This is a genomic window from Muricoccus nepalensis (genome assembly GCF_006438825.1).
Classification (GTDB): Bacteria; Pseudomonadota; Alphaproteobacteria; order Acetobacterales; family Acetobacteraceae; genus Roseomonas; species Roseomonas nepalensis.
Window position 1 is genome coordinate 84,082 of the sequence record NZ_RCZP01000010.1, and the last position, 26,412, is coordinate 110,493.

22 protein-coding genes are annotated in these 26,412 nt (G+C 75.9%); 16 read left to right on the plus strand and 6 right to left on the minus strand.

From position 1 onward, the window contains the following. Window positions 1-120: 120 nt before the first annotated feature. The 13 genes from EAH89_RS33075 (at window position 121) to EAH89_RS12775 (ending at window position 14,067) form a co-directional block, all read left to right on the plus strand. On the plus strand, window positions 121-723 hold the full coding sequence (locus EAH89_RS33075) for an invasion associated locus B family protein (protein ID WP_161993565.1): 603 nt from the start codon (window positions 121-123) through the stop codon (window positions 721-723). Next, the gene (gene rlmN, locus EAH89_RS12720) at window positions 720-1,898 is read left to right on the plus strand and encodes a 23S rRNA (adenine(2503)-C(2))-methyltransferase RlmN (protein ID WP_140883567.1); all 1,179 of its coding nucleotides are present in this window, start codon (window positions 720-722) and stop codon (window positions 1,896-1,898) included. The genes EAH89_RS33075 and rlmN overlap by 4 nt, the downstream gene beginning before the upstream one ends. Before the next feature lie 101 nt (window positions 1,899-1,999). Next, window positions 2,000-3,262 carry a cation:proton antiporter domain-containing protein gene (locus EAH89_RS12725; protein ID WP_140883569.1) on the plus strand — a complete coding sequence of 421 codons (1,263 nt, stop codon included), beginning with the start codon at window positions 2,000-2,002 and terminating at the stop codon, window positions 3,260-3,262. 102 nt (window positions 3,263-3,364) lie between these two features. Beyond that, window positions 3,365-3,955, plus strand: coding sequence for a transposase (locus EAH89_RS12730; RefSeq protein WP_140883571.1), 591 nt, complete (start codon window positions 3,365-3,367; stop codon window positions 3,953-3,955). Window positions 3,956-4,115: 160 nt separating this feature from the next. Continuing rightward, window positions 4,116-5,351, plus strand: a complete 1,236-nt coding sequence (locus EAH89_RS12735) for an argininosuccinate synthase (protein WP_140883573.1) — start codon at window positions 4,116-4,118, stop codon at window positions 5,349-5,351. A gap of 75 nt (window positions 5,352-5,426) precedes the next feature. Continuing rightward, complete coding sequence (pyrF, locus tag EAH89_RS12740) at window positions 5,427-6,134, plus strand: orotidine-5'-phosphate decarboxylase (RefSeq protein ID WP_194152328.1); 708 nt, start codon at window positions 5,427-5,429, stop codon at window positions 6,132-6,134. Further along, a complete protein-coding gene (locus EAH89_RS12745) occupies window positions 6,131-6,811 on the plus strand; it encodes a phosphoribosylanthranilate isomerase (protein WP_140883575.1) in 681 nt (226 codons plus the stop codon). Before pyrF ends, EAH89_RS12745 begins: the two co-directional genes overlap by 4 nt. Beyond that, on the plus strand, window positions 6,808-7,773 hold the full coding sequence (locus EAH89_RS12750) for an EamA family transporter (protein WP_140883577.1): 966 nt from the start codon (window positions 6,808-6,810) through the stop codon (window positions 7,771-7,773). The genes EAH89_RS12745 and EAH89_RS12750 overlap by 4 nt, the downstream gene beginning before the upstream one ends. Further along, window positions 7,770-9,002 (plus strand): tryptophan synthase subunit beta, encoded by a 1,233-nt coding sequence (gene trpB, locus EAH89_RS12755; protein WP_140883579.1) that lies wholly within the window; start codon window positions 7,770-7,772, stop codon window positions 9,000-9,002. The genes EAH89_RS12750 and trpB overlap by 4 nt, the downstream gene beginning before the upstream one ends. Continuing rightward, window positions 8,999-9,868 carry a tryptophan synthase subunit alpha gene (gene trpA / locus EAH89_RS12760; protein WP_140883581.1) on the plus strand — a complete coding sequence of 290 codons (870 nt, stop codon included), beginning with the start codon at window positions 8,999-9,001 and terminating at the stop codon, window positions 9,866-9,868. The genes trpB and trpA overlap by 4 nt, the downstream gene beginning before the upstream one ends. A gap of 188 nt (window positions 9,869-10,056) precedes the next feature. Next, complete coding sequence (locus EAH89_RS12765) at window positions 10,057-12,063, plus strand: hypothetical protein (RefSeq protein ID WP_140883584.1); 2,007 nt, start codon at window positions 10,057-10,059, stop codon at window positions 12,061-12,063. Further along, entirely contained in the window at window positions 12,060-13,109 is a 1,050-nt protein-coding gene (locus EAH89_RS12770) for a TAXI family TRAP transporter solute-binding subunit (RefSeq protein ID WP_140883586.1), read from the plus strand. Before EAH89_RS12765 ends, EAH89_RS12770 begins: the two co-directional genes overlap by 4 nt. 94 nt (window positions 13,110-13,203) lie before the next feature. Next, window positions 13,204-14,067, plus strand: a complete 864-nt coding sequence (locus EAH89_RS12775; protein ID WP_140883588.1) for an SGNH/GDSL hydrolase family protein — start codon at window positions 13,204-13,206, stop codon at window positions 14,065-14,067. A 28-nt stretch (window positions 14,068-14,095) separates the two neighbouring features. Here EAH89_RS12775 and EAH89_RS12780 read toward each other — a convergent pair whose 3' ends face one another. Genes EAH89_RS12780 through EAH89_RS12790 form a run of 3 tightly spaced genes read right to left on the minus strand, consistent with a single transcriptional unit; the run spans window position 14,096 to window position 16,270 of the window. Then, a complete protein-coding gene (locus tag EAH89_RS12780) occupies window positions 14,096-15,043 on the minus strand; it encodes a PAS domain-containing protein (protein ID WP_140883590.1) in 948 nt (315 codons plus the stop codon). Then, the gene (locus tag EAH89_RS12785; protein WP_140883592.1) at window positions 15,033-15,329 is read right to left on the minus strand and encodes a chaperone modulator CbpM; all 297 of its coding nucleotides are present in this window, start codon (window positions 15,327-15,329) and stop codon (window positions 15,033-15,035) included. Before EAH89_RS12785 ends, EAH89_RS12780 begins: the two co-directional genes overlap by 11 nt. Continuing rightward, window positions 15,326-16,270, minus strand: a complete 945-nt coding sequence (locus EAH89_RS12790) for a DnaJ C-terminal domain-containing protein (RefSeq protein ID WP_140883594.1) — start codon at window positions 16,268-16,270, stop codon at window positions 15,326-15,328. Before EAH89_RS12790 ends, EAH89_RS12785 begins: the two co-directional genes overlap by 4 nt. Before the next feature lie 179 nt (window positions 16,271-16,449). On the opposite strand from EAH89_RS12790, the gene accD reads away from it, so the two are divergent. Beyond that, the gene (accD, locus tag EAH89_RS12795; RefSeq protein WP_140883597.1) at window positions 16,450-17,358 is read left to right on the plus strand and encodes an acetyl-CoA carboxylase, carboxyltransferase subunit beta; all 909 of its coding nucleotides are present in this window, start codon (window positions 16,450-16,452) and stop codon (window positions 17,356-17,358) included. 63 nt (window positions 17,359-17,421) lie between these two features. Beyond that, window positions 17,422-18,792 (plus strand): bifunctional folylpolyglutamate synthase/dihydrofolate synthase, encoded by a 1,371-nt coding sequence (locus EAH89_RS12800; protein WP_140883599.1) that lies wholly within the window; start codon window positions 17,422-17,424, stop codon window positions 18,790-18,792. Between the two features lie 16 nt (window positions 18,793-18,808). Here EAH89_RS12800 and EAH89_RS12805 read toward each other — a convergent pair whose 3' ends face one another. From EAH89_RS12805 to EAH89_RS12815, 3 genes are all read right to left on the minus strand, one after another. Further along, a complete protein-coding gene (locus tag EAH89_RS12805) occupies window positions 18,809-19,450 on the minus strand; it encodes a serine O-acetyltransferase (protein ID WP_140883601.1) in 642 nt (213 codons plus the stop codon). 105 nt (window positions 19,451-19,555) lie between these two features. Beyond that, entirely contained in the window at window positions 19,556-20,308 is a 753-nt protein-coding gene (locus EAH89_RS12810) for an OmpA family protein (RefSeq protein WP_140883604.1), read from the minus strand. Continuing rightward, window positions 20,305-21,522, minus strand: coding sequence for a cupin domain-containing protein (locus tag EAH89_RS12815; protein WP_241666996.1), 1,218 nt, complete (start codon window positions 21,520-21,522; stop codon window positions 20,305-20,307). The genes EAH89_RS12810 and EAH89_RS12815 overlap by 4 nt, the downstream gene beginning before the upstream one ends. A gap of 173 nt (window positions 21,523-21,695) precedes the next feature. Between EAH89_RS12815 and EAH89_RS12820 the strand changes: the two genes are divergently transcribed. Next, a complete protein-coding gene (locus EAH89_RS12820) occupies window positions 21,696-26,384 on the plus strand; it encodes an NAD-glutamate dehydrogenase (protein WP_140883608.1) in 4,689 nt (1,562 codons plus the stop codon). Window positions 26,385-26,412: the final 28 nt, after the last annotated feature.

The following is a 26,412-nucleotide window of genomic DNA, read 5'->3' on the forward strand; positions in this document are numbered from 1 at the left end:
GGCAATACGGCCCCGCCGCCGCCCGCGGAAGACACCCCCGCCCCGCCCCCGCCGGATGGGGGCCAATCATGCAGTCCTGGCGGTTGAAGAGCGCCGGGGAGGAGGTCTATCTGCGGGGCCATGATCCGTCCCATCCCCGTCCTCGCGGCCCTCCTCCTCGTGGCGCCGGCCCTCCGCCCGGCGCCCGCGCTCGCCCAGGCCCGCCAGGGCGCGGCGGCGGAACCACGCGCGGGCGCCGCGACCCCCGCCCAGGCGCCCGCCACCAACACCCCGGCCGCCAACACCCCCGCCGCCGGCCCCCAGCGCCTCGGCACCTTCGGTGAATGGACCGCCGCCACCCACAGCGAGAACGGCGGCAAGGTCTGCTACGCCTTCACCCGCCCGGACGGCAACGCGAACGCCCTCCTCACCGTCACCCACCGCCCCCAGGGCCGCGACCAGGTCGCGCTCCGCGTCGGCCGCGCCTTCCCGCGCAACGCCGAGGTGACGGTGGAGGTGAACGGCAAGGAGCTGAACTTCTACACCGCCGGCGACAACGCCTTCGCCCGCGACGGCCGCGCGACCGTGAGCGCCTTCCGCAACGGCCGCGAGGCCGAGGCGAAGAGCCCCGCCGCCAACAACCGCAGCACCACCGAGACCTTCTCCCTCCAGGGCTTCTCCGCCGCCTACGACGCCATCTCGCGCGAGTGCCCCGCCGCCGCGCCCTCAAGGCCCCGCCGGTGAACGCCCGCACCCCCCTCCCCGCCGACGAGCTGACCGAGGCCGAGCGCGCCCGCATCCTCGCCAAGGCCGCGATCTTCGCGCCGCCCGCGCAGACCGACGCCGAGGGCCGCCGCGACCTCCTCGGCCTCACGCGCGACGAACTCGCGGCCGAGATGGTCGCGATCGGCGAGAAGCCCTTCCGCGCGAAGCAGCTCTGGCACTGGATCTACCACCAGGGCACCCGCGACTTCGCGGCCATGTCCTCCATCGCCAAGCCCCTACAGGCGAAGCTGGCGGAACGCTTCACCATCGGCCGCCCCGAGGTCACCACCGAGCAGACCAGCACCGACGCCACCCGCAAGTGGCTCTTCCAGATGCGCGACGGCCAGCAGGTCGAAACCGTCTACATCCCCGACGACGACCGCGGCGCCGTCTGCATCTCGACCCAGGTCGGCTGCACCCTCTCCTGCCGCTTCTGCCACACCGGCACCCAGAAGCTCGTCCGCAACCTCTCCGCCGGCGAGATCATCGGCCAGTTCATGGCCGCCCGCGACAGCTACGGCGAATGGCCGAGCCCACAGTCCGAAACCCGCCTGCTCTCCAACATCGTCGTCATGGGCATGGGCGAACCCCTCTACAACTACGAGGCCACGGCCAAGGCGCTGAAGATCGCCATGGACAACGAGGGCATCGGTCTCTCCCGCCGCCGCATCACCCTCTCCACCTCCGGTGTCGTCCCCATGATGGACCGCGCGGGCGCCGAACTCGGCGTCAACCTCGCGGTCTCGCTGCACGCCGTCACCGACGAACTCCGCGACGAGATCGTGCCGCTGAACCGCAAGTACCCCATCAAGGAACTGATGGCGGCCTGCCACCGCTACCCCGGCGCCTCCAACGCCCGCCGCATCACCTTCGAGTACGTCATGCTCGACGGCGTCAACGACAGCGAGGCCGAGGCCCGCGAACTCGTCCGCCTCCTCGAAGGCCTCCCCGCCAAGGTCAACCTCATCCCCTTCAATCCCTGGCCCAACTCCCCCTACGCCACCTCCAAGCGGGCGCAGATCGAGCGGTTTGCCAACATCCTGAACGACGCAGGGTACGCGTCGCCGGTCCGCCGCCCCCGCGGCCGCGACATCGCCGCCGCCTGCGGCCAGCTCAAGACCGAGAGCGAGCGCGCCCGCCGCATCCCGGCTTAAGGAAACCCCCCTCCGACCCTGGCGCTTCCGGCGGGAGCAACAACCTGCACCCTGCGCCAGCCTTCCCCAGACCGGGCTCCGGCTAGAACCAGGGAGCCCCGATGGCCGAAACCCGCTTCGTCGCCCTCACCATCGTCGCGGTCGCCTTCCTCCTCGCCTTCGCCCGCCTGACAAGAGTCCCGCCCTCCATTGCCCTCTTCGTGGGCGGCCTTGCCTCCATCCTCCTCCCCGGCCCTCTTCCCCAACTCCGGGTCGATCCCCTCATCGTCCTCGGCCTCATCCTGCCGCCGCTCCTCTACGCGGGCATCACCAACATCCCCGCCGAGCTCCTCCACCGCGCCGCCTGGCGCGGCGTCCTCGGCGGCGCCCTCTGGACCCTCGGCCTCACCACCGCCTGCGGCTTCGCGGCCACCCTCCTCCTCCCCGGCCTCGACCCCGTCGCCTGCATGGCCATCGGCGTGGCCGCCGCCATCGCCGAACCCCGCGTCCTTCTCGAAACCGGCCTCAACAAGCGCATGCCCCCCGCCATCAGCGAGGCCATGTCGGCGCAGCTCGTCTCCGCCCCTCTCCTCGGCGTCTCCCTCTCCATCTTCACGGCCAAACAAGTGGGCGGTCCCTTCCCGGGCTTCGCCGCCATCGCCCAGACCCTCGCCTACGACGCCATCATCGGGGGCGCCGTCGGCGTCGCCCTCGGCTTCGCCATGGCCGCCCTCCGCCGCCGCCTGGACAACCCCCGCACCGAAACCGCCCTGTCGCTGGCCACCCCCTTCGCGGCCAGCGCCCTCGGCGAGGCTATCGGCGCCTCCCCTGTCGCCCCCCTCATCGGCGCCGGCGTCACTATGGCGTACATCCACACCAACAAGGCCACGGGCGAGAGCATCGCCTCCACCGACTCCCACCAGCTCACCAACGACCTCTGGCGCGCCCTCGACGCCATCCTCACCGGCGCCCTGTTCTTCCTCATGGGTCGCGCCCTCCCCGAAGCCCTCGCCGGCGCCCGCAGCCTCCCCTGGACCACCCTCGCCACCGCCGCAGCCGGCCTCATGGCCCTCTGTTGGGCCGTCCAGTTCGCCCTCTCCTGGGCGGCCCTCGCCCACCCCAACTCACCCCCCATCCCAAGGGAGGACGGCGGCCGCGTTCCCCCCTGGCAGGGCGCCGCCCTCATGGCCGGCGGCGCCGGCCGCAACGTCGTCGCCCTCGCGGTCGCCCTCGCCCTCCCGGCCACCCTCCCCGGCGGCGAGCCCTACCTCCCGCGGGACGCAGTGGTGGCGGTGGTCGCGCTGATGGTCGTCGCCTCGGCAGGGCTGCAATGGGTGGGGGTGCCAGGGCTGGTGCGGTGGGTGCGGCCGGGAAAAGCCTGCTGAACAGGAGGTGGTGCGGGCAACACATGGCTAACTGTCCTCAACTTCTTGACAAAAGGACTAAATTCTTATAACGGTGCCTCCTGACCTCAAGCAGAGGCCCCCATGTCCCGCCTCACCCCACCTCGCCCCTGGACCCCCCTCTCCGACGACGCCTGGCTCGCCCTCGCTCCCTACGTCCTCCCCCGCGCCCCCCAGGGCCGCCGCATTGCCGACCCCCGCCACCGCATGGACGCCATCTTCCACCTCGCCGCCACCCACGGCGATCCCTGGCGCAGCCTACCCGCCCACTTCGGCAAGCCCGACACCGTCGCCCGCTTCTTCCGCCGCCTCACCCACAACGGCCTCTGGCACCGCCTCCTGGCGGTCCTCGCCAAGTCCGCCCCCAACCACCCCCTCCGCGCCATCGAGCACCTGATCTGCCGCGCCACCCGCCGCGCCGCCCGCCTCGGCGGCATGCCGCTCCTCCTCCTCATCCGCCAGCTCGGCCTCCGCTCCGCCCTGAACGGCCCGCCCTGGCTCCTCCCGGACCCTCTTTTGTCCGAAATGCTCGCCCGCACCCCGCTCCCCCGCCTCGAACCCACCCGCACGAGCCTCGACGCCCTCAAGCGCCACCTGAAAACGGTCGAGGCCCTCGCCCGAACCGCCCTCGGCCGCCGCCACATTCCCCGATCCGTGCGGCTCGCCTGGCCATGACGCCCCCACCCCCCACCTTGCCCCCGCCCTCGCGCTGCGGCACATCCGGGCCACCAACGAACGCCCGCCGGCAGGCCGTGCCCCCGCGCACCCCGCCGCCCGCGTCCAAGCCCGCGGCGCGGCCACCCCGCCCGCCCGAACCCGGAAGGTCTCAGGTCCGATGAGCGTGAAAGACGTGAAGAAGGTCGTGCTCGCCTACTCCGGCGGCCTCGACACCTCCGTCATCCTCAAGTGGCTGCAAACCACCTACAACGCGGAGGTCGTCACCTTCACCGCCGACCTCGGCCAGGGCGAGGAACTCGGCCCCGCCCGCGAGAAGGCGAAGCTCCTCGGCATCAAGGAGGAGAACATCTTCATGGAGGACCTGCGGGAGGAATTCACCCGCGACTTCGTCTTCCCCATGTTCCGCATGAACGCCCAGTACGAGGGCTGCTACCTCCTCGGCACCTCCATCGCCCGCCCGCTCATCAGCAAGCGCCAGATCGAGATCGCGGAGAAGGTCGGCGCCGACGCCGTCTCCCACGGCGCCACCGGCAAGGGCAACGACCAGGTCCGCTTCGAGATCGCCTACTACGCCCTCAAGCCCGACGTGAAGGTCATCGCCCCCTGGCGCGAGTGGGACCTCACCTCCCGCACCCGCCTCCTCGAATTCGCCGAGGCCCACCAGATCCCCATCGCCAAGGACAAGCGCGGCGAGGCCCCCTTCTCGGTCGACGCCAACCTCCTGCACAGCAGCAGCGAGGGCAAGATCCTCGAGGAGCCCTGGGACGAGCCCCCCGAGCTCGTCTGGCAGCGCACCACCAGCCCGATGGACGCCCCCGACCGCGTCACCGAGATCACCATCGAGTTCGAGCGCGGCGACGCCGTCGCCATCAACGGCGAGCGCCTCTCCCCCGCCACCCTGCTCACGCGCCTCAACGCGCTCGGCAAGGAGAACGGCATCGGTCGCCTCGACCTCGTCGAGAACCGCTTCGTCGGCATGAAGTCCCGCGGCGCCTACGAGACCCCCGGCGGCACCATCCTCCACACCGCCCACCGCGCGATCGAGAGCATCACGCTGGACCGCGAGGCCGCCCACCTCAAGGACAGCCTCATGCCCCGCTACGCGGAGCTGGTCTACAACGGCTTCTGGTTCTCGCCCGAGCGTCGCATGCTCCAGGCCATGGCCGACGCCTCCCAGGCAAGCGTCTCCGGCGAGGTCCGCCTCAAGCTTTACAAGGGCAACACCATCGTCACCGGCCGCCGCAGCCCGAACAGCCTCTACTCGATGAAGCACGTCACCTTCGAGGACGACCAGGGCGCCTACGACCAGTTCGACGCGCAAGGCTTCATCAAGCTCAACGCGCTCCGCCTCCGCCTCGGCGCCATGGCCGGCCGACGCGGTGGCGCGCTCTAGCCCCCGCGCCCTCCCCGCCCCCCGCAAGGGGCGCTGGGGGGCCCCGCGCGCCCTCCGCCGGCCGGGGGCTCCGTCGTGATCGCGCGCCCGGCCGGCGCCGGCCTCATCGCCGCCCTCGACACCCAGGACCCCGCCCAGGCCGAGGCCTGGGCCGGGGCGCTGGCCCCCCATGTCGGCCTCCTCAAGCTCGGGCTCGAGTTCTTCGTGGCCCAGGGCCCCGCGGCCGTCGCCCGCCTGGCGCGCCACCGCCCCCTCTTCCTCGACCTCAAGTTCCACGACATCCCCAACACCGTCGCCGGCGCCGTCCGCTCCGCCGGCGCCCTCCGCCCGGCCATGCTGACGGTCCACGCCGCCGGCGGCCCCGCCATGGTCGCCGCCGCCCGGGCCGCCGCGGAGGAGTTCGGCGCCGACCGCCCGGCCATCCTCGCCGTCACCGTCCTCACCAGCATGGACGCCGCCACCTTGTCCGCCACGGGCGTCTCGGGCGGCCCGCCGCAGCAGGTCCTCCGCCTCGCCCGCCTGGCGCTCGAGAGCGGGGCGGACGGCCTCGTCTGCTCCCCGCGCGAGGTCCCGCTCCTCCGCGCCGCCCACGGCCCGGGACCCCTGCTCGTCGTCCCCGGCATCCGCCCCGCCTGCAGCGCCGCAGGCGACCAGTCCCGCACCGCGACCCCCGAGGAAGCCGCGAAGGCCGGCGCGGACTGGCTCGTCGTCGGCCGCCCCATCACCGGCGCCCCCGACCCCGCCGCGGCGGCGGCCGCCATCGCCGCGTCGCTCCGGCGATGACCGCGGTTAAGATCTGCGGCCTGAACGACCGCCCCGGCCTCGACGCCGCCCTCGCGGGCCGCGCGGAGATGATCGGCCTCGTCTTCTTCCAGCCCTCCCCCCGCGCCGTCACCCCCGCGGAGGCCGCCGCCCTCGCCGGCGCCGTCCCCCGCGCGGCGGAGGGCGGCCCCCTCCGCGTCGGCCTCTTCGTCGATGCCTCGGAGGAGGCCATCGCCGCCGCCCTCGCGGCCCTGCCGCTCGACATCCTGCAGCTCCACGGCGAGGAGACGCCCGACCGCTGCGCCGAACTCCGCGCCCGCTTCGGCCTGCCCGTGATGAAGGCGCTCGGCATCGCGACGGCGGACGACCTCCGCCTGCTCGACGCCTACGCCCCCGCGGTGGACCGCTTCCTGCTGGACGCCAAGCCCGCGCCCGGGGCGGCGCTGCCCGGCGGCAACGCGGCCTCCTTCGACTGGTCGCTCCTCGTGGGCCGGGCCGTGCCGCGCCCCTGGCTGTTGGCGGGCGGGCTGACCCCGGCCAACGTCGCCGACGCCGTCCGGGCCACCGGCGCGCCGGGCGTGGACGTCTCCTCGGGCGTCGAGGCCTCCCGCGGGGTGAAGGACCCGGCGCGCATCGCCGCCTTCATCGCCGCCGCCCGCCGCGCCACGACGGAGGCCGCCGGCGCGGCGCGGGCGTGAGGCCCGCGCACCTCCTCCTCGCGCTGCTGACCACGGCGCTCTGGGGCTTCAACTTCGTGGCCATCCAGGTGGGGCTCGACAGCGGGCTGCCGCCGCTGCTGATGGCCGCGCTGCGCTTCGTCGTCGCCGCCCTGCCCGCCCTCTGGCTGCCGCGGCCGAGGATCCCGGCGGGGAGGCTGGTGGCGATCGGGATCTTCCTCTTCGTCGGGCAGTTCGCCCTCCTGTTCACGGGCATGGCGGCGGGGATGCCGCCGGGCCTCGCCTCGGTCACGCAGCAGTCCCAGGCCTTCCTCACCGCGCTGATCGCGGCGGCGGTGCTGCGGGAGCGGCCCTCCGCCCGGGCGATGGCGGGCATGGCCGTCGCCTTCTCCGGCCTTGCGCTGATCGGCACCACGGCGGGCGGCGGGGGCATGACGGGGCTCGGCCTCGCGCTCTGCCTGGCGGGGGCGGGAAGCTGGGCGGTGGGCAACGTGCTGCTGCGGGGCGCGGGGTCCTCGCCCGGCGGGCCGGTGGCGCTCATGGCCTGGCTCAGCCTTGTGCCGGTCCTGCCGCTGCTGGCGCTGTCCCTCGCCCTCGAGGGGGCAGGCGCGATCGGCGGGGCGCTGGTGGGGCTCAACCTCCGGGGTGTCGCCTCGCTGCTCTACCTCGCTGTCGCGGCCACGCTGGTGGGCTACGGCATCTGGGGGTTCCTCATGGCCCGCTACCCCGCCACCACCGTCGCCCCCTTCGCGCTGCTGGTGCCCATTACGGGCGCCGCCTCCTCCGCGCTGGTGATGGGGGAGAGCTTCGGCGCGGTGCGGCTGGCGGGCATGGCGCTGGTGGTCGCGGGGCTCGCGGTGGGGGCGCTGCGATGGCCTTTCGCGCCGCGCCCCGGTGGCGCAAGCGTGACCGCGCCCCCACCTCGCGCTAAGACCCCTCGCCCCCTCTCGGGCCAACCCGCACCGGGAAAGAACCCGCCGTGAACAAGCCGCTCCCCACCCCCGACCGGCCCAACAGCCTGCGCCACGGCCCCGACCCCCGCGGCCGCTTCGGCGACTTCGGCGGCCGCTTCGTGGCCGAGACGCTGATGCCCAACGTGGTGGAGGTGCAGGAAGCCTACGACGCCGCGCGCAAGGACCCCGAGTTCGACCGCGAGTGGCGGCGGCTGCTGAAGGACTACGTGGGCCGCCCCTCGCCGCTCTGGTTCGCGGAGCGGCTGACGAACCACCTCGGCGGGGCGAAGATCTACTTCAAGCGCGAGGAGCTGAACCACACCGGCGCGCACAAGATCAACGCGGTGATCGCGCAGATCATGCTGGCCAAGCGCATGGGCAAGACGCGCATCATCGCCGAGACCGGCGCGGGGCAGCATGGCGTCGCGACGGCCACCGCCTGCGCGCTGTTCGACCTGCCCTGCCTGGTGTTCATGGGCGCGACCGACGTGGAGCGGCAGCGGCCCAACGTGTTCCGCATGAAGCTGCTCGGCGCCGAGGTGAACGCGGTGACCTCGGGGGCGGCGACGCTCAAGGACGCGATGAACGAGGCGCTGCGCTACTGGGTCGCGAACGTGCACGACACCTACTACTGCATCGGCACCGTGGCCGGGCCCGCGCCCTACCCGCAGATGGTGCGCGACTTCCAGTGCGTGATCGGCGACGAGACGCGCGAGCAGATCCTGGCGGCCGAGGGGCGGCTGCCGGACGTGATCGTCTGCGCCGTGGGCGGCGGGTCCTCGGCGATGGGGATGTTCCATCCGTTCCTGGATGATCCCGAGGTGAGGCTGGTCGGCGTCGAGGCCGCGGGGCGGGGGCTCGAGAGCGGCGCGCACGCGGCGGCCATCAACGGCGGCTCCCCCGGCGTGCTGCACGGGAACAAGACCTACCTCCTGCAGGATCGGCACGGGCAGATCACCGAGGCGCACTCGATCTCGGCCGGGCTGGACTACCCGGGCATCGGGCCGGAGCATTCCTGGCTGCACGAGATCGGGCGCGCGGAATACGTGGCGGCGACGGACGACGAGGCGCTGTCCGCCTTCATGCTCTGCTCGAAGCTCGAGGGGATCATCCCCGCCCTCGAGTGCGCGCACGGCATCGCCGAGATCGTCAAGCGGGCGCCGACGATGTCGAAGGACGAGATCATCGTGCTCAACCTCTCCGGGCGCGGGGACAAGGACATCTTCACGGTGGCGCACCACCTGGGGGAGACGCTGTGAGCGAGACGGCCGCCGAGGCCGCGCCGGCGGGCGCGGAGGAATCGCCGCGGCGCATCGCCGCGCGCTTCGCGAAGCTGCGGGAGGAGGGGCGGGGCGCGCTGATGCCCTTCCTCGAGGCCTACGACCCCGATCCCGCGACGAGCATGGCGATCCTGCGCGGCATGCCCGGCGCGGGGGCGGACCTGATCGAGATCGGCGTGCCCTTCACCGATCCCGCGGCCGACGGCCCGACCGTGCAGAAGGCGGGGCAGCGCGCGCTGAAGGCGGGCGGCTCGCTGGCGGGCGCGCTGGCCATGGTGCGCGACTTCCGCCGCGACGACGACGAGACGCCGGTCGTGCTGATGGGCTACCTCAACCCCATCCTCGCCTACGGGGCCGAGCGCTTCTGCTGCGCGGCGCGCGAGAGCGGCGTGGACGGGCTGATCGTGGTGGACATGCCGCCCGAGGAGGCCGACGAGCTCCAGCCCTACGCCGCGGGGCTCGACATGATCCGCCTGGTGGCGCCGACCTCGCTGCAGGGGCGGCTGCCGGTCGTGCTCGAGGGCGCGGGCGGGTTCATCTACTACGTGGCCATCACGGGCATCACCGGCACGCGCTCGGCCGAGGTGCAGGACCTCGAGAAGGCGATCCCGATCGTGCGGGCGGCGACCGACCTGCCCATCGCGATCGGCTTCGGCGTGCGCACGCCCGAGCAGGCGGCGGACGCGGTGCGGGTGGCCGACGGCGCGGTGGTGGCTTCCTCCCTCATCGAGATCCTGGCGGGGACGCTCGACGACAAGGGGCGGGCGACGCCGGGGACGGTGCGGGCCGTGCTGGACGGGGTGCGGGCGCTGGCCGAAGGGGTGCGGGGCGCGCGCGAGGGCTGAGGCGGCGCCCGCGCCGGCCGGGCGGGGGCGGAACCTTCTTGCTCTTCAACTTGTGGTATGGGCGCCCGGGTCCCGGCGTGCTTCCGTAAAAGCATGCTCAGCGTTCCCGCGGCCGGCTCGGTCCGGCACGAAGCCTCGCCACCGGGTGAAAACCGCCCCTTCCCCTGCCTGACCGGGGAGGGCCGGTGATGGCCGTCCCGCGAGCGGCCGAACCCCCTCCGGAGGGGCGCTACGCCAGCGGGTGGCTGCCCGACGAGCCGCCGGACGGGTTCCTCGATGCCTGGGGAGGCGAGGTGCTGCGGGGCGCCACCCTGCCGCGGGACGGCGTCCTTCCCGCCGCGCCGGTCCGCTTCGCGCTGTTCCACCGCAACTACGGCGTCGCGCTGATCGATCTTGCGCCCGAGGAGGTGCCGGAGGCGGCGGCGCGGTTCCGCCGGGCCTACGCGGCGCGCTTCACGGGGCCGGTGCCGCCGGTGGTCTACCGTTCCTTCTCGGCCGCGGACCTGTGGCGGCTGACGGTCCTGCTCGACTTCGCCTTCGCCGGGCAGCCGGCGCCGCTCGGCGAGGAGTGGCTCGGCCGGGCGCAGGCGCTGCTCGCGGGGCCGCCGGTCGCGGTGGTTTCCCTTGTGACCCGGCCGGCCGCGGGGCGCGCGGAGCCGGTGCCGCCCGTGCCGGAGCCGAGGCTGAGAGAGCCGGGGCCCGGCGCGGCGACGCCGGCGGCCGACGCGGCGGCGGACCTGGCGATCCCGGACCGGCCGGCGCCGGCCGCGCCGCGGAGCGCCACGCGGGCGCCCGTGCCGCCGATAGCGGACCCGGATCCCGCGCCGCTGCCCCGGGCGGGTGCGCCCGGCCTGGGCCTTCCCGCCGCGGAACCGGCGGTGGCGCCGGCGATGGCGACGGAGGCCCTGCGGCAGCCCGGCCTGGCCCGGCGCGCCCTGCCCTTCGCCGTGCTGCTCCTGGCAGGGGTGGGCGGGGTGGCCTGGATGACGCAGCCCGGCGGGGAGGGGTCGCGCGGCCCGCGGGCGGTCCTGCCCGGCGCGGCGGACCGGGCCGATGCCCTGCCGGCGCGCGGCGGCGAGGTCCTGCCGGCGCGGCAGGAGGAGGCGGAGGCCCTGGCCCGCAAGGGCGCGAGGGCGGCGCCCGAACTCCTCGCCGTCGAGACGCCGGCGGCCGCGCCTTGGGACACCGTGTCGGCCAAGCCCGGCGGAACCGCCGTGGCGGCGCTGGAGGACCGCGCGGCGGAAGCGCCCGCAGAGCCCCTGGCGAAGCCGGTGGGGGAGATCGCGCCGGAGGCGCGCTGGGAGGACATGCCGGCGGCGCGGGAGGAGACGCCCGAAGCGGGCGGCCCGGCCGCGGCGCCTCCGGAGGAGGGTCCTGCTCCGCCGGCCGGCGTGCCGGCGATCGGCGCGCTGCCGGCGGAAGCGCCTGCCGGGCCGCCGCTGCCCGCGGCCGGCCCCGTGGCGGGCGTGGCGCCGCCCGAGGCCGGACCGGCCATTCCGGCACCGGCCTCCCCGGTCGCGCCGCCGCTGGCGGCGCGCGCGCCGGCCGGGCTGCCCCGCGACGTCGCGTCGCCCGAGGCGCCGCCCCCGGCACCGCCGGTGGACTTTGCCCCGATGGCTGGCCCGGTGGCGGTGCCGGTGGTTCCCGCCGGCCCGGCCGTCCCGGTGCCGGCCGGGCCGGCGGCCCCGGCCGCGCCGGTCGCGCAAGCGGTGCCGCCGCCTGTCGAGGCGCCCGCGCCCGCGGCGGTTCCGGCTCCGGCCGTGGTTCCCGCACCGGTTCCGGCGCTGGCGCCCCTGGCCGGGCCGGCCCCGGTTCCGGCGCCGCCCTCGGCGGAGGCCGCGCCGCCCGTCGCCGCGGCCGCCCCGGCGCCGCGCCTGCCGCCCGAGCGGGTGGCGCCGGCGCTGCTGGAGGCGCTGGTGCGGCGGGGGGACGCGATGATGGCGCTGGGGGATGTCTCGGCCGCGCGGCTGCTCTATGAGCGGGCGGCGGCGGGCGGCAGCGCGGCGGCGGCGATGGCCCTGGGACGGAGCCACGACCCCGCGGTGCTGTCGACGCTGCAGGTGCGGGGCCTGCGGGGTGACCCGGCGCTGGCGGCGTCCTGGTACCGGCGCGCGGCCGCGCTCGGCGACCCGGAGGGGGGACGGATGGCGCAGCGCCTCGCCGCGGGGCTGCCGGAGGGAGGGCGCGTGCCATGAACGGGAACCCGGCGGGGGGCGCCACGCGGCGCGGGCTGCTGCTGGCCAGCGCCCTCGCGCTGCCGGCGTTGCGGGCGGCGCCGGCCGAGGCGCAGGCCCTGGTCCCGGCGCAGGCCCCCGGCGGGCGCGACAGCCTGGCCGCGATGGGCGCGCGGGCGAACGCGGGGACGATCGGCGTCATCTCCGGCGGCGTGGACGGCACCTACGTGCGGATCGCGGCCGACCTGGCGGCGGTGCTCGACGACGGGGAGCGGCTGCGGGTGCTGCCGATCATCGGCCGCGGCTCGGTCCAGAACATCTCCGACATCATGTTCGTGCGCGGCGTCGACGTCGGGATCGTGCAGTCGGACGCGCTGGCCTTCGTGCGCAGCCGGCGGCTCTTCCCGGGCATGGGGCAGGTGATCCAGTACATCGCCAAGCTCTACGACGAGGAGGTGCACGTCCTCGCGCGGCGGGAGGTGGCGCGGGTGGAGGACCTCGCGGGGAAGCGGGTGAACGTCGACGTCGCGGGCAGCGGCACGGCGATGACGGCCGCCCTCATCCTCGAGGCGATGGGGATCTCGGCCAACCTCGTGAACGAGCCGCAGGACCTGGCGCTGGACCGGCTGCGGCGCGGCGAGATCGCGGCGCTCGTCTACGTCACGGGCAAGCCGGCGCGGCTCTTCGCGGGGCTCTCGGCGGATTCCGGGCTGCACTTCCTCTCGCTGCCGATGACGCCGGCGCTGGTGGAGACCTACCTGCCCGCGCAGCTCTCCACGGCGCAGTACCCGGGGCTGGTGGCGGCGGAGGCGCCGGTGGACACGCTGGCGGTGGGCGCGGTGATGGCCGTCTACGGCTGGACGCCGGGGACGGAGCGGCACCGCAAGGTCGCGGCCTTCGTCGAGGCCTTCTCGGGCAAGTTCGACCGCTTCCTGGTGCCGCCGCGGCACCCGAAATGGCGCGAGGTGAACCTCGAGGCGCAGGTGCCGGGCTGGGTGCGCTTCAACCCGGCCCAGCCGCCGCCCGCGCCGCGCCGGCGCTACCGCTCGGGCGACGGCGAGTTCTGAGCCCCTCGCCCGCCGGTTGGCAGGGCGGGCGGAGGCGGCGCATCCTTCCGCCGCACGGCCCGCCAAGGGGCCGGCGGATCGGGAGGAGCGGGGCATGTCGGCCTTCGACGGGAATTTCGGGACGGCGGCGCGGCGGATCGCGCTGGGGGCGGCGCTCGCGCTCGGGCTCGCGGGCGGGGTTCAGGCGCAAGGTCAGGCGCAGGAGCGCGCGGCGCGGCCGGCGGTGGCGGCGCTGGAGGAGCGGCCGGCCTCGGCGATCTTCATCGGGAACAGCTTCTTCTACTACAACAACTCGATGCACGGGCACGTCACGAACCTGCTGCGCGGCGCGGGGGAGACGCGGCCCTTCCGCAGCACCTCCGTCACCATCAGCGGCTCGGGCTTCGACTGGCACGACGTGGAGTCCTACTTCCGGCCGAACGCGGTGGGCGCCTATTCCTTCGACGAGGGCAACAACGTCGTCTTCAACAACAACGCGCGGTTGTTCGACATCGCGATCCTGATGGATTGCAGCCAGTGCCCGATCCACCCGCGGCTCGCGCCCGTCTTCACCGAGTATGCGAAGCGCCACAGCGACACGGTGCGGCGGCACGGCGCGAAGCCCGTGCTGTTCATGTCCTGGGCCTACGCCGACAAGCCCGAGATGACGGAGCAGCTCGCCGAGGCCTACACGCGGGCGGGCAACGACAACGGCGCGCTGGTGATCCCGGCGGGGCTCGCCTTCGCGCGCAGCCTCCGCGAGCGGCCCTCGCTCAACCTCTACGTCGCGGACAAGCGGCACCCGAGCCTGGCGGGCACCTACCTCGCGGCGGCGACGACCTATGGCGCGATCTTCGGCGCCTCGACGGAGGGGAACCCCTACACGGCGGGGCTAGAGCCGGAGACGGCGCGCTTCCTGCAGACGGTGGCCTGGCAGACCGTGCGGGACTACCTGGGCACGCGCCGAGCGGCGAACTGAGGGGCGGCCCGGCCGGCCCCCTGCGCCGCTACCCGCCGAGGGGGAGTGCGATGGCGCAGGAAAGGCCGTCCGGCTCCCGGTGCAGCCGCGTCTCGCCGCCGAGGGCGAAGCGCATCACCTCCTCGATGACGGGCCAGCCGGGGAGGGGGGAGGCCGGGGCGCCCTCCTGCCGCCAGTCGAGGAGCAGGCGGTGCTCCGGGCCCTTCTCGAGGTCCCAGGCGACGCGGAGGCGCCCGCCGGGGGGCACCGCGGTCGCGAGCTCGTGGAGCGCGAGGGCGAGGGGTTCGGCGATGCCGGGGCGGAGCGGGACGGGCGGGCCCTCCAGCCGCGCCTCGATCGAGCGCGCGTCGAGCTCGCCCCGCAGCAGGGTGTCCAGCGCGCTGCCGCCGGCGCCCTGGGCGCGGCCGAGGGCGGCGAGGCGGCCGTCGAAGGCGCGGCCGTCCTCGGGCGCGACGAGGGTGCGGGTGGCGATGGCGCGGATCGTCTCCAGCATGGCCGCGGTGCGATCCCGCAGCAGGCCCGCGCGCGGGTGCGGGCGGGGGTCGGCGGTCGCGTCGCGCTGGATGGAGAGCCAGTGCGTCACCGCGCCGTCCGGGCCGAGGACGGGGCCGACGATCCACTCGTTGCGGTAGGGCGTGCCGTCCTTGCGGTAGTTGATCGTGGCGCCCGTGAAGTGGCGGCCCGCGCTGAGAGAGGCGCGCAGGCGGTCGAGCTCCGCGCGGTCGGTGCGCGGGCCCTGGAGGAGGCGCGGGGAGCGGCCGATGAGCTCGCCGGCGGCGTAGCCGGTGATCGCCTCGAAGCGCGCGTTGGCGTAGCGGATGACGGGGCCGGGCGGGTCGAGGGCCGCGTCGGTCATCACAGCGGCGAGGCCCGCGACGTCGAGGGCGGCGCCGACAAGGGCGGCGCTCAGCGCGCCGACGCTGCCGGCGAGGTCCGGGGCGGGGCTCTGCGCCGCGGGCGGGGCTTCATCGTCCATCGGGGGCGTCCCTCGCGCGCTCGAGCGCTTCGGCCAGGCGGCGGAGCTGGCGGCGTGTGGCGTGGAGGCGGTCCAGCAGCTGGAGGACGACGGGCATGGCGGCCTCGTTCACCTCCAGTTCCTCGCGCAGCTCGAGGATGAGGCGGCAGCGGGCGAGGTCGATCTCCTCGAAGACGAGCTCCTCGCCCTGCCGCTGCGGGCGGACCCAGCCCTCCTCGATCCAGGCGCGGAGCTCGGCCTCGCCGAGGCCGCGGACGCGGACGAGGACGCCCTCGATTCCGATCATGCCCCGCTCCTCATCGCGGCGCGCGGGTCCTCGCCCCCGGGCGGGGACCAGCGGCGCAGGAACTCCTCCAGCTTGTCGTCGACGGGTCCGAGGACGAGGCGGAGCGTGACCAGGAGGTCGCCGGCCGGCGTGCCCCCCGATTCGGCGACGCCCCGGCCGCGCAGGCGGAGCTGGGTGCCGGCGTCCGAGCGCGGGGGGACGGTCATCGTCACCTCGCCGCGCGGGGTGGGCACGGCGACGCGGGCGCCGAGCACGGCCTCGGCGAGGGTGACGGGGACCTCCATGCGGAGGTCGCGCCCGGCGCGCTCGTAGAAGGGGTGGGGGCCGACCGCGACCTCGATCAGCGCGTCGCCGTCGGGCGCGCCCTGGCTGCCGGGCGAGCCGCGGCCGCGCAGGCGCAGGACCTGGCCGTCCTCAAGCCCGGGCGGGATGCGGACGTCGAGGTCGCGGCCGTCGGGCAGGGTGAGGCGGCGGGTGGCGCCGTTGACGGCGTCGAGGAAGTCCACCGCGAGTCGGTAACGGGCGTCGCGGCCGCGGCGGGGGCCGGCCTCGCGGGACCGGAATAGGCCGAGGATGTCCTCAAGGTCGTCGGGGTCGAAGCTTGCGGCGCCGGCGGTGCCGCCGCCCATGCCCGCGAAGGGGTCACGCGGGCGGTAGCGGGCGCCCTCGGCCCCCTCGGCCTGGTCGCGGTAGTAGCCGCGGGGCGGGACCTCCTGGCCGGAGCCGTCGATCTCGCCGCGGTCGTAGCGGGCGCGGCGCTCGGGGTCGGAGAGAAGCTCGTGGGCGGCGTTGGCGGCCTTGAAGCGCTCCTCCGCGGCCTTGTCGCCGGGGTTGAGGTCGGGATGGTCGGTCTTGGCGATCTTGCGGAAGGCGCGGCGGATCGCGTCCGCGTCGGCGGTCCGGCTGACGCCCAGGATTTGGTAGGGATCGGGAGACGCCATGGCCGGGAGATAACGCCGGGGAGGGGTGGTTGGTCCAGGGGGCGCGCGGCCTTCCGTCGCCCCTTGCGCGCGGCGGGCGGACGCGCCTACCTCCGCCGCGCCGCTGGTCGTTCCCATCGGGAGCCGGCGGCGGGGCCGCGGCGGTTGATGGGGCGGCCCGGAAGGGACATAGGGCAGGGATGAACTGGATCTCCGACTGGGCGCTGCCCAAGATACAGACGCTGTTCGGCGCCAAGCGCGACGTGCCGGAGAACCTCTGGATCAAGTGCCCCCATTGCGGGGAGATGGTCTTCCACCAGGACCTGGAGCGGAGCCTGCACGTCTGCCCCAACTGCGGGCACCACATGCGCATCTCCGCCCAGCGGCGGCTGGACTACACGCTCGACCCCGGCTGGGCGCGGATCGAGCTGCCGCGGGCGCCGGCGGACCCGCTGCGCTTCCGCGACCAGCGGCGCTACGGCGACCGGCTGCGCGAGGCCCAGCAGAAGGCGGGCATGGACGACGCGGTCGCGGTCGCGCACGGGACGATCGAGGGGCAGCCGGCGGTGGCGGCGGCCTTCGAGTTCTCCTTCATGGGCGGCTCCATGGGCGCCGGCGTGGGCGAGGGGATCGTGACCGCCGCGCGGCTGGCCGTGCTGCAGGACGCGCCGCTGATCGTCTTCACGGCCTCGGGCGGGGCGCGGATGCAGGAGGGGGCGATCTCCCTCATGCAGATGCCGCGCACGGTGATCGCGACGCGCATGGTGAAGGAGGCGGGGCTGCCCTTCATCGTCGTGCTCTGCGACCCCACCACGGGCGGCGTCACGGCGTCCTTCGCGATGCTGGGCGACATCCAGATCGCCGAGCCCGGCGCGCTGATCGGCTTCGCGGGCGCGCGGGTGATCGAGCAGACGGTGCGCGAGAAGCTGCCCGAGGGCTTCCAGCGCGCGGAGTACCTGCTGGAGCACGGCATCCTCGACATGGTGGTGCCGCGGGGCGAGATGCGGGCGATGCTGGCGCGGCTGATCGGCTTCCTGCGGACCCCGCCGGCGCCGGCCGAGGCCGCGGCGGCCGAGGCGGCGCCGCTGGCCGCGCCGGCCGCGGGTTAGGGGCGGCCCGCCGCGCCGGGACGGATGCGCCCGGCGTCGCGCCGGGCCTGGGGAAGGGCGGCCATGGCCGGTGCGAAGACGGATCTCCCGGCGGCCACGCCCCCCGCTACGCCCTGGGGGGCGCCGGCCGGGCTGCGGGTCGCGCCCGGGGACGCCGCCGCCGGGCGGTCGGAGCGGATCATCGACCGGCTGCACGGGTTGCACCCGAAGCTGATCGACCTCAGCCTCGGGCGGCTGCAGCGCTGCCTGGACGCGCTGGGCAACCCCGAGCGGCGGCTGCCGCCCGTGATCCACGTCGCCGGGACGAACGGGAAGGGCAGCACCTGCGCCTTCCTGCGCGCGGTGGCCGAGGCGGCGGGCCAGCGGGTGCACGCCTATACCTCGCCGCACCTCGTGCGCTTCCACGAGCGGATCCGGCTCGCGGGAACCCTCGTGGAGGAGGAGATGCTGGCGGCGGCGCTGGAGGAGGTGGAGGCGGCCAATGGCGGCCTGCCGATCACCGTCTTCGAGATCACGACCGCGGTCGCCTTCCTCCTGTTCAGCCGGGTGCCGGCGGACCTGCTGGTGCTGGAGGTGGGGCTCGGCGGGCGCTTCGACGCGACGAACGTGGTGGACCGGCCGGCGGCCTGCGCGATCGCCTCGGTCTCGATGGACCACACGGACTTCCTCGGCGACACGCTGGGCGCGATCGCGGGGGAGAAGGCCGGGATCATCAAGCCCGGCGTGCCCGTGGCCACCGGGCTGCAGGCGCCCGAGGCCCTGGCCGTGATCGAGCGCGAGGCCGCGCGGCAGGGAGCGCCGCTGCTGGCGCGGGGGGCGGCCTGGGCGGTGCGGCTGGACGCGGCGGGGCTGGACTACCGCGACGCGCAGGGGTCGCTCCGCCTGCCGCCGCCGGGGCTGCCCGGGCCGCACCAGGCCGACAACGCGGGCATCGCGCTGGCCGCGCTGCGGGCCTGGGGGCCGGCCTGGCTGGACGAGGCGGCGATGGCGCGGGGCGTCGCCGCCGCCACCTGGCCGGCGCGGATGCAGCGGCTGGGCGGGCGCCTGGCCGCGGCGCTGCCGCTGGGCTGGGAACTCTGGTTGGACGGCGGGCACAACGCCGGGGCGGGGCTCGCGCTGGCGGAGGCGGTGCGGGCCTGGGATGACCGGCCGCTGCACCTCGTGGTCGGCATGAAGAAGTCGAAGGCGGTGGCGGAGTTCCTCGCGCCGCTGCTGCCGCGGGCGGCCTCGGTCTGGGCGGTGGCGGAGCCGGGGCAGCACCTGGCCGTGCCGCCGGAGGAGATCGTCGCGGCCTCGGGCGGGGTGGCGCGCGTCGGGCCGCGGGTCGCGGACGCGCTGGCGGGGGTGCGGGGCGCCCCCGGGCGCGTGCTCGTCTGCGGGAGCCTCTATCTCGCGGGCGAGGTGCTGAAGGCGGACGGGACGCTGCCGGCCTGAGCCGGGCGGCCCGGCCTCAGGGCAGGGCGGCTCCGGCCGTCGCCGGCCGGTCGCACCGGGCGAGGCCGGCGAGAAGGCGGCCCGGGTTGCCCGCCACGGCCGCGCCCTCCGGCACGGAGGTGCTGACGAGGGAGCCCGGCGCGATCCGGGCGCCGCGGCCGACGGTGATCCGGCCCACGAGGACCGCCCGCTCGCCGACCGTCACGCTCTCGCCGAGGACGGGGGAGCCGCGCTGGGCGCCGCGCCCCGAGACGCCGAGGGTCACGCCGTCGTGGAGGGTGCACATCGGGCCGACCGCCGCCTCCGCGCCGACGAAGATGTTGCCGGGGTGGCCGAGGAGGAGGCCCGGGCCGATCGAGGCGCGGTAGGGGATGGAGATGCGGGTTGCGACCTCCACCGCCTTCTGCCAGGCCACCATGGCCATGAGCAGCGCCGCCCGGAGCGGGCCGGGCAGCGCGGAGCGGAACACCGCGTGGGCGATCCGGTACTGCAGCAGCGCCTGCAGGCCCCGGTGGCGCAGGACGAGGAGGGGCGCGGGAAGGCGCCCCGTGCCGTGGCCCGTGCCGCGGCCGTAGCGCGCGAGATCCTGCCGGTAGTCGGCCCACCAGCCGGCGCGACGCTCTCCGGCCGCGCGAGATTGCAGGCTGCTTCTGTCCAACACTGCCTCGACGACCGACGGAAATTTCGTTGAGGCATCGTTTATAACGAGGCGCGCCGCTCCGTGGAAGAGCGAAGGGCCACGCCGAAGGTCGGGAAGGGCGCGCTAGTCGGGCTTGCCCGGCGCGGCCTCGCCCGGCGGCGCCTCGGGGGGCGGGGCGGGCGGGGGCGTCGTCTCGCGCGGCGGGGCCTCGGCGGGGGGCGCGGGCGGCGGGGTGGTGGTCTCGCGCGGGGGTGCGGGCGGCGGGGCCGGCGGGGGCGGGGTCGTCTCGCGGGGCGGGGCCTCAGCCGGGGGCGCCGGCGGCGGCTCGGGCGGCCGCGCGCCCGGACGCTGGGTGTCGGGGCGTGGCTCCGGGGGCTCGGCGGGCGGGCGCGGCAGGGGCTCGGGGCGGGCGGCCACCACGGGCATCACGACGATCGAGACGCTGCGGGCGACGGCGTTGGCGGTGGTGCGGCTGAAGCCGGCCACCCGCGCCTCGGAGCGGAGGCGGGACTCGGGCAGCCCCGCGGCGTGCAGGGCCTCGCGCACCGCGCGGGCGCGGCTGGCGGCGAGCTGGACGCTCGTCTGTTGGCCGCCCTCCCGGTGGGCGTGGCCGAGGATGCAGGCGTTGCGGTCGGGCTCGGCCTTGAGGAGGGCGAGGGCGGCGTTGAGGTTCGTCCGCGCGGCCTCCGTCAGGCGATCGCGCCCGGCGGGGAAGGGGATCTCGAAGACGTCGTCCTCCAGCGCCTCGGCGCCGACGCAGGCGAAGGGGGGCGGGGGGCGGACGGGCTGGGCGGCGGCCGGGCCGGCGGCGAAGGGGGCGGGGAGGATCGGGCTGGCGAAGGCGAGGAGGAGCGGGACGGCGAGAAGGGGACTCATGCGGCGGCCAGCGCTCCGGCGTCGGTCAGGCGGGTGAGGAGGTTCTCGGCGTCCACGCCCGGGTGGGCGGCGCGGAGGCTGGCGGCGTCGACCTCGCGCCGGGCGAGGAGCCAGCCCGCGGCTTCGGCCTCGGGCGGGGTGAGGGGAAGGGTGGCGGCGGGGGTCTTCAGCACCCAGTCCGTGCCGCGGCGGACGGGCTTCGCCCCGGCGGCGAGGACGCGGAAGCCGGAACCCTCGGGGGAGGCAGCCTCCTCCGCGCGCTCGGGCTCGAGGCCGCGGGCGGCGAGGAGGTTGACGCCGCCGCGGTGATAGCGGGCCTCGGCGACCTGACGGGCCAGCACTTGGAGCACCTGCGGGTCGCGGGCGAGCTCCGCCAGGCGCTGGCCGAGCTGGGCGGCGCGGGTGGTGAGGGCGAACTGGGCGGCCGGCGTGCCGTCCTGGCGGGGCAGGGGCTGTCGGAAGGGCGGGTCCTGGATCGCGCGCTCGACCAGCAGGTTGGCGAGGTCGAGGCCGATGGGCGCGTGGACGCCGTAGGCGACGTGGACGGAGGCGGGGCCCTCGGCGAGCGCGTCGTGGTACCAGCCGCGCGGCAGGTAGAGGAGGTCGCCGGCCTTGAGCAGCACCTTCTCCCGCAGGACGCCCTTGGCGCGGTCGTGGTGGGCCTGGCCGAGGCTGCGGAAGGCGGGGTGGGGAATCGGGTAGTCGGCGCGGCCGGACCAGATGTTCCAGGTCTTCTCGCCCTCCACCTGCACCGCCCAGACGTCGTGGGTGTCGAAATGGGCGGGGAAGGCCTTGTGGGCCTGGAAGGAGACGTAGACGTTCGCCTGAGCGCGGCCGAGGTTGGCCCCTTCCAGCGCCTCCGACACGGAGGCGAGGCCGGGGGTGAGGCTGTCGACGTCGTTCAGCACGAAGGAGGCGCCCTTGGCCGCCCACTCGCGGAGCTTGCGGGCGTCGGGCTGCAGGACCGGCGCGTTGTCGCGGCTGGTGGCGCGGAGGCAGTAGGCCTCGGGCGGGACGGGCTGGCCGTCCATCTGCATCTTCAGCGACTGGCTCGTCCAGATATGCGTCTGGTTCAGAAGCCGGTCGATGACGGACCAGGAGAGCACGTTCGCGAACTTGGCCGCGCCGCCCCGGACATGCAGCGGCTGGCGGTCGTGGAACTCCGCGAAGAAGCGGGCGGGGTCCACGGGGTGGAGGAGGTCTGCGAGGGTCATGGCCATGGCCCGCGCAGGGTAGGCGGATCGGGGCGGGGCGGCCAGGGCGTCGCGGCCGCGCGCGGGGCTTCGGGGCGTTCCGTGGCGCGCCCGCACCGCCCCCCGGCCGCGGCGCCGCGCTTGCGCCGGGCGGCCCTTGGCCCGAGGCTCCCGCCGTCCGGAGGAGAACGCGCATGCCCGACGACCTGACATCCGCCCCCCGCCAGGACGCCCCGCGCGGGGATGGGGGGGAGGGCATGCGCGCGGCGCTGCTCGCCGAGGCCGCGGCGGCGCTGGCGCGGCTCGCGCCCGCCCTGCCGCCGGCGGCGGGGGACCTGCTGCGGGGCCTGGGCCGCTCCATGCCGGTGGAGGCGCTGGCGGCGCGGCCGCCCGAGGCGCTGGCGACGGACGCGGCCTCGCTGTTCGGCGTGGTGGAGACGCGGCGGCCGGGGACGGTGGCGCTCCGCCTCACGCCGCCGCAGGGCGGCGGGGGCGCGGTGGCGGAGATCGCGACCGAGGACATGCCCTTCCTGGTCGAGAGCGCGCTGGCGGCCTTGCAGCTCTCGGGGCGCGGGGTGCGGCGGCTGCTGCACCCGGTGCTCGCGGTGCGGCGGGACGCGGCGGGGCGGGTGGAGGCGATCGGGCCGGCCGCGGCGGGCGGGCCGAACGAGAGCGTCATGCGGATCGAGATCGCGCCCGCCGGCACGGGGCGCGGGACGCCCGCGGACTGGCCGGCGGTGGAGGCGGCGCTGCGGCGCGCGCTGTCCGAGGTGCGGCTGGCGGTCGGCGACTTCGGCACCATGCTCTCCCGCCTGCGCGCGGCCGAGGTGGAGATCGCCGCCGCGCCGGAGGCGGAGGAGGCGGTCGCCTTCCTGCGCTGGCTGGCCGAGGACAACTTCGTCTTCCTCGGGCACCGCGTGTTGCGGATGCCGCCGGGCGGGCCGGTGACGATGGAGGACGGGCTCGGCCTGCTGCGGGACGAATCGGTTCCCGTCTTCGACGCGCTGCGCGACCTTTCCGCCGTCACGGCGCCGGTGCGGGCGGCGCTGACGCAGCCCGTGGCGCTGGCGGTGGCGAAGGCGAACATGCGGCTGCTGGTGCACCGCCCGAGCCACGCGGACGTGGTGGCGACGCGGATTCTTGCCGCCGACGGCACGGTGGTGGGGCTGCGGCTCTTCATGGGGCTCTTCGCGGCCACCGCCTACAACCGCAACCCGCGCTCCATCCCCTGGCTGGCGCCGAAGGTGCGGCGGGTGATGGCGGCCTCGGGCGCGGTGCCGGACAGCCACGACGCGCGGGCCTTCCAGTCCATCCTCGACACCTGGCCGCGCGACGAGCTGTTCCAGGCGGAGGAGGCGGACATCCTGGCGGGGGCGCGGCGGGCGCTCGACCTCGCGATCCGCCCGCGCCCCGCGCTGGTGCTGCGGCGCGACCCGCTCGGGCGCTTCGTCTCGGCCATCGTGTGGCTGCCGCGGGAGGGCTTCGACACGCGCCTGCGCGAGAGGGTGGGGCGGCTGCTGGCCTCGGCCTTTGGCGGGCGGCTCTCGGCCTTCTACATCGCGATCGGCGACACGCCGCTGGCGCGGGTGCACTACGTCATCGGCACGGAGCCGGGCGCGGGGCCGGCGCCGGAGGCCTCGGTGCTGGAGGCGGCGATCGTGCAGGCCGCGCGGCGCTTCCCGGAGGCGCTGGGCGAGGCGCTGGCGGAATCCGCCGGCGAGGCCGAGGGCGCGCGCCTGGCCGCGCGCTGGGCGGAGGCCTTCCCCGCCGCCTACGCCGAGGAGATGACGGCGGCCCAGGCGGTGTCCGACCTGCGGCTGGCCGAGGCGGCGCTGGCGGCGGGACGGCCCGTCGCGAGCGTCTCGCGCATTCCCGGCGAGGGGGCGCGGCGGCTCTCGCTGCGGCTGGCCAGCCCCGGCGGGCCGCTGCCGCTGGCCGACGCGCTTCCCTTGTTCGAGAGCCTCGACCTGCGCGCGATCGAGGAGCAGCCCTGGCGGCTGTCCCCGGCCGGGGCCGAGCCGGTGGTGCTGCACGTCTTCGCGCTGGAGGCGGGAACGGAGGCGCCGGAGGACCGCTTCGACGAGCTGCTGGACGCGCTGTCGGCGCTGCTGGAGGGCCGGGCGGAGGCGGACGGCTTCAACCGCCTGGCGCTGCGGGCGGGCATCACCTGGCGCGAGGCCTGGCTGCTGCGCGCGGTGTTCCGCTGGTGCAAGCAGGTGGGCTTCGCCTTCCCGCAGCCGGCGGTGGAGGGCGCGCTGGCCGCGGTGCCGGAGGCGGCGCGGATCCTCGTCGCGCTGTTCCGCGCGCGCTTCGACCCCGACCTCGCGGACCGCGCGGGGGAGGAGGCGCGGGCGGCGGCCGAATGGGCGGCGCTGGTGGAGGGGATCGCGGACCCCGACGCGGACCGCATCCTGGCGCGGCTGCGCACCGCGCTCGATGCCGTCGTGCGCACGAACTACTTCCAGGAGAAGAGCTACCTCTCGCTCAAGTTCGAGAGCGCGCGCGCGGGGGAGATGCCGGACCCGCGGCCGTGGCGGGAGATCTTCGTCTCCGCCATGCACATGGAGGGCTGCCACCTGCGGGCGGGGCCGGTCGCGCGCGGCGGCATCCGCTGGAGCGACCGGCGCGAGGACTTCCGCACGGAGATCCTCGGCCTGATGAAGGCGCAGCGCCTGAAGAACGTCATCATCGTGCCGACGGGCGCGAAGGGCGGCTTCATCCTGAAGGGCAACGTGCCCGCGCCGTCGGACCGCGAGGCCTTCATGGCCGCGGGGATCGCGGCCTACAGCACGCTGATCCGCGCGATGCTGGACGTGACCGACAACTACGGGGCCGACGGCGCCGTCGTGCCGCCCCCGCGCGTCGTGCGGCGGGACGGGGACGATCCCTACATCGTGGCGGCCGCGGACAAGGGGACGGCGACCTTCTCCGACATCGCGAACGGGCTCTCGGCGGAGTACGGCTTCTGGCTCGGCGACGCCTTCGCCTCGGGCGGCTCGGCGGGCTACGACCACAAGGAGATGGGCATCACCGCCAAGGGCGCCTGGGTGATGATCGCGCGCCACTTCGCGGAGATGGGGCGCGACATCCAGGCGGAGCCCTTCACCTGCGCGGGGGTCGGCGACATGTCCGGCGACGTCTTCGGCAACGGGCTGCTGATCTCGCGCCAGACGCGGCTGGTGGCCGCCTTCGACCATCGGCACATCTTCATCGACCCCGACCCCGATCCGGCGATGTCGTTCGAGGAGCGCGCGCGGCTCTTCGCGCTGCCGCGCTCCTCCTGGGCGGATTACGACGTGCGGCGGGTGAGCGAGGGGGGCGGCGTGTTCCCGCGGAACGCGCGCTTCATCCCGCTCTCGCCCCAGGCGCGGGCGCTGCTGGGCATCGAGGAGGAGCGCGCGGAGCCGGTCGCCGTCATGCGCGCGATCCTGCGGGCCGAGGTGGACCTGCTCTACTTCGGCGGCATCGGGACCTACGTGAAGGGGGGCGCCGAGAGCCAGGCGGAGGCCGGGGACCGCGCGAACGACGCGCTGCGGATCGACGGGCACGAGCTGCGCGCGCGCGTGGTGGGCGAGGGCGCGAACCTGGCGGTGACGCAGGCCGGGCGGATCGAGGCGGCGCGGGCGGGCGTCGCGATCGACACCGACGCGCTCGACAACTCCGCGGGGGTCAGCACGTCGGACCACGAGGTGAACATCAAGATCCTGCTGGCCGAGGCGGAGCGGGGCGGCGCGCTGACGCGCACGCAGCGGGACGCGCTGCTGGCCTCCATGACGGACGAGGTGGCGGCGCTGGTGCTGGCGGACAACGCCGCGCAGTTCGGCGCGCTGTCGCTGGAGCAGGCGGCGGGGGCGGAGGCGCTGCCGGCGCAGGCCGCGCTGATGACGCGGCTGGAGGGGGTGGGGCTGCTCGACCGCGCCGTGCTCGGCCTGCCCTCCGCGGCCCGGATGGCGGAGCGGATCGGGGCGGGGGACGCGCTGACGCGGCCCGAGATCGCGGCGCTGCTGCCGGTGGCCAAGCTGTGGCTGGCGGACGCCGTGGAGGAGGGCGCGCTGCCCGACGACCCCGCGCTGCTGCCCACCCTGCGAGGCTATTTCCCGCATCCGCTGCAGGAGCGGTTCCCGGCGCTGATCGAAGGGCACCGGCTGCGGCGGAACCTGGTGGCGACCATGCTGGCGAACGCGGCGGCCAACCGACTGGGCCCGGCGGGCGTGTCGCGGCTGGCGGCGGAGGGGGACGGCGCCTCGGTGGCGCGCGCCGCCTGGCTGGCGGACCGGCTGTTCGGGATCGCGGCGGCCGAGGATTCGCTCGACGCCGCGCCGGTGCCGCCCGCGGCGCGCCGGGCCGCGCTGCTGGTCCTGCGGCGGCTGCACGAGGACGCCGCGCGGGCGCTGCTGGGCGACGCCACCCCGCTGGCCGAGGCGGAGGCGCTGCTGCGGCCGGGGGTGGAGGCGCTGATCGCCGCGGTGCCGATGCCTCGTGACGGGGGGCCGCGGGACGGGGTGCTGCCGGAGGCCGCGGCGCGGCTGGTGGCGGGGGCGGGCTCGCTCTCGGCCGCGATCGGCATCGTGCGGCTGGCGGCGGGCGCCGGGGTCTCGCCGGGGCGGGCGGCCGCGGCCTGGGACGCCGCCGGGCGGGAGTTCGGGCTGGAGGCGCTGCGGGGTGCGGCCCTGGCCGCGGCGGCGCCAGGGGCCTTCGGGCCGAGGGCGCGGGCCGCGCTGCTGGAGGACCTCGGCGCGATGCAGGCGCGGGTGGCGCGCGCGGCCCTGGCCGGCGAGCCCGTGGCGCCGCCGGCCGAGGCCGTGCGGCTCGCCCGTGAGGCCGCGGGGCTGGGCGAGCTCTCGGCCGTCGCCGTCGCGCTGCGCGCGCTGGAGCGCGCGTGACCCCGGCGCGGCCCGCCTTCCCGGCCGC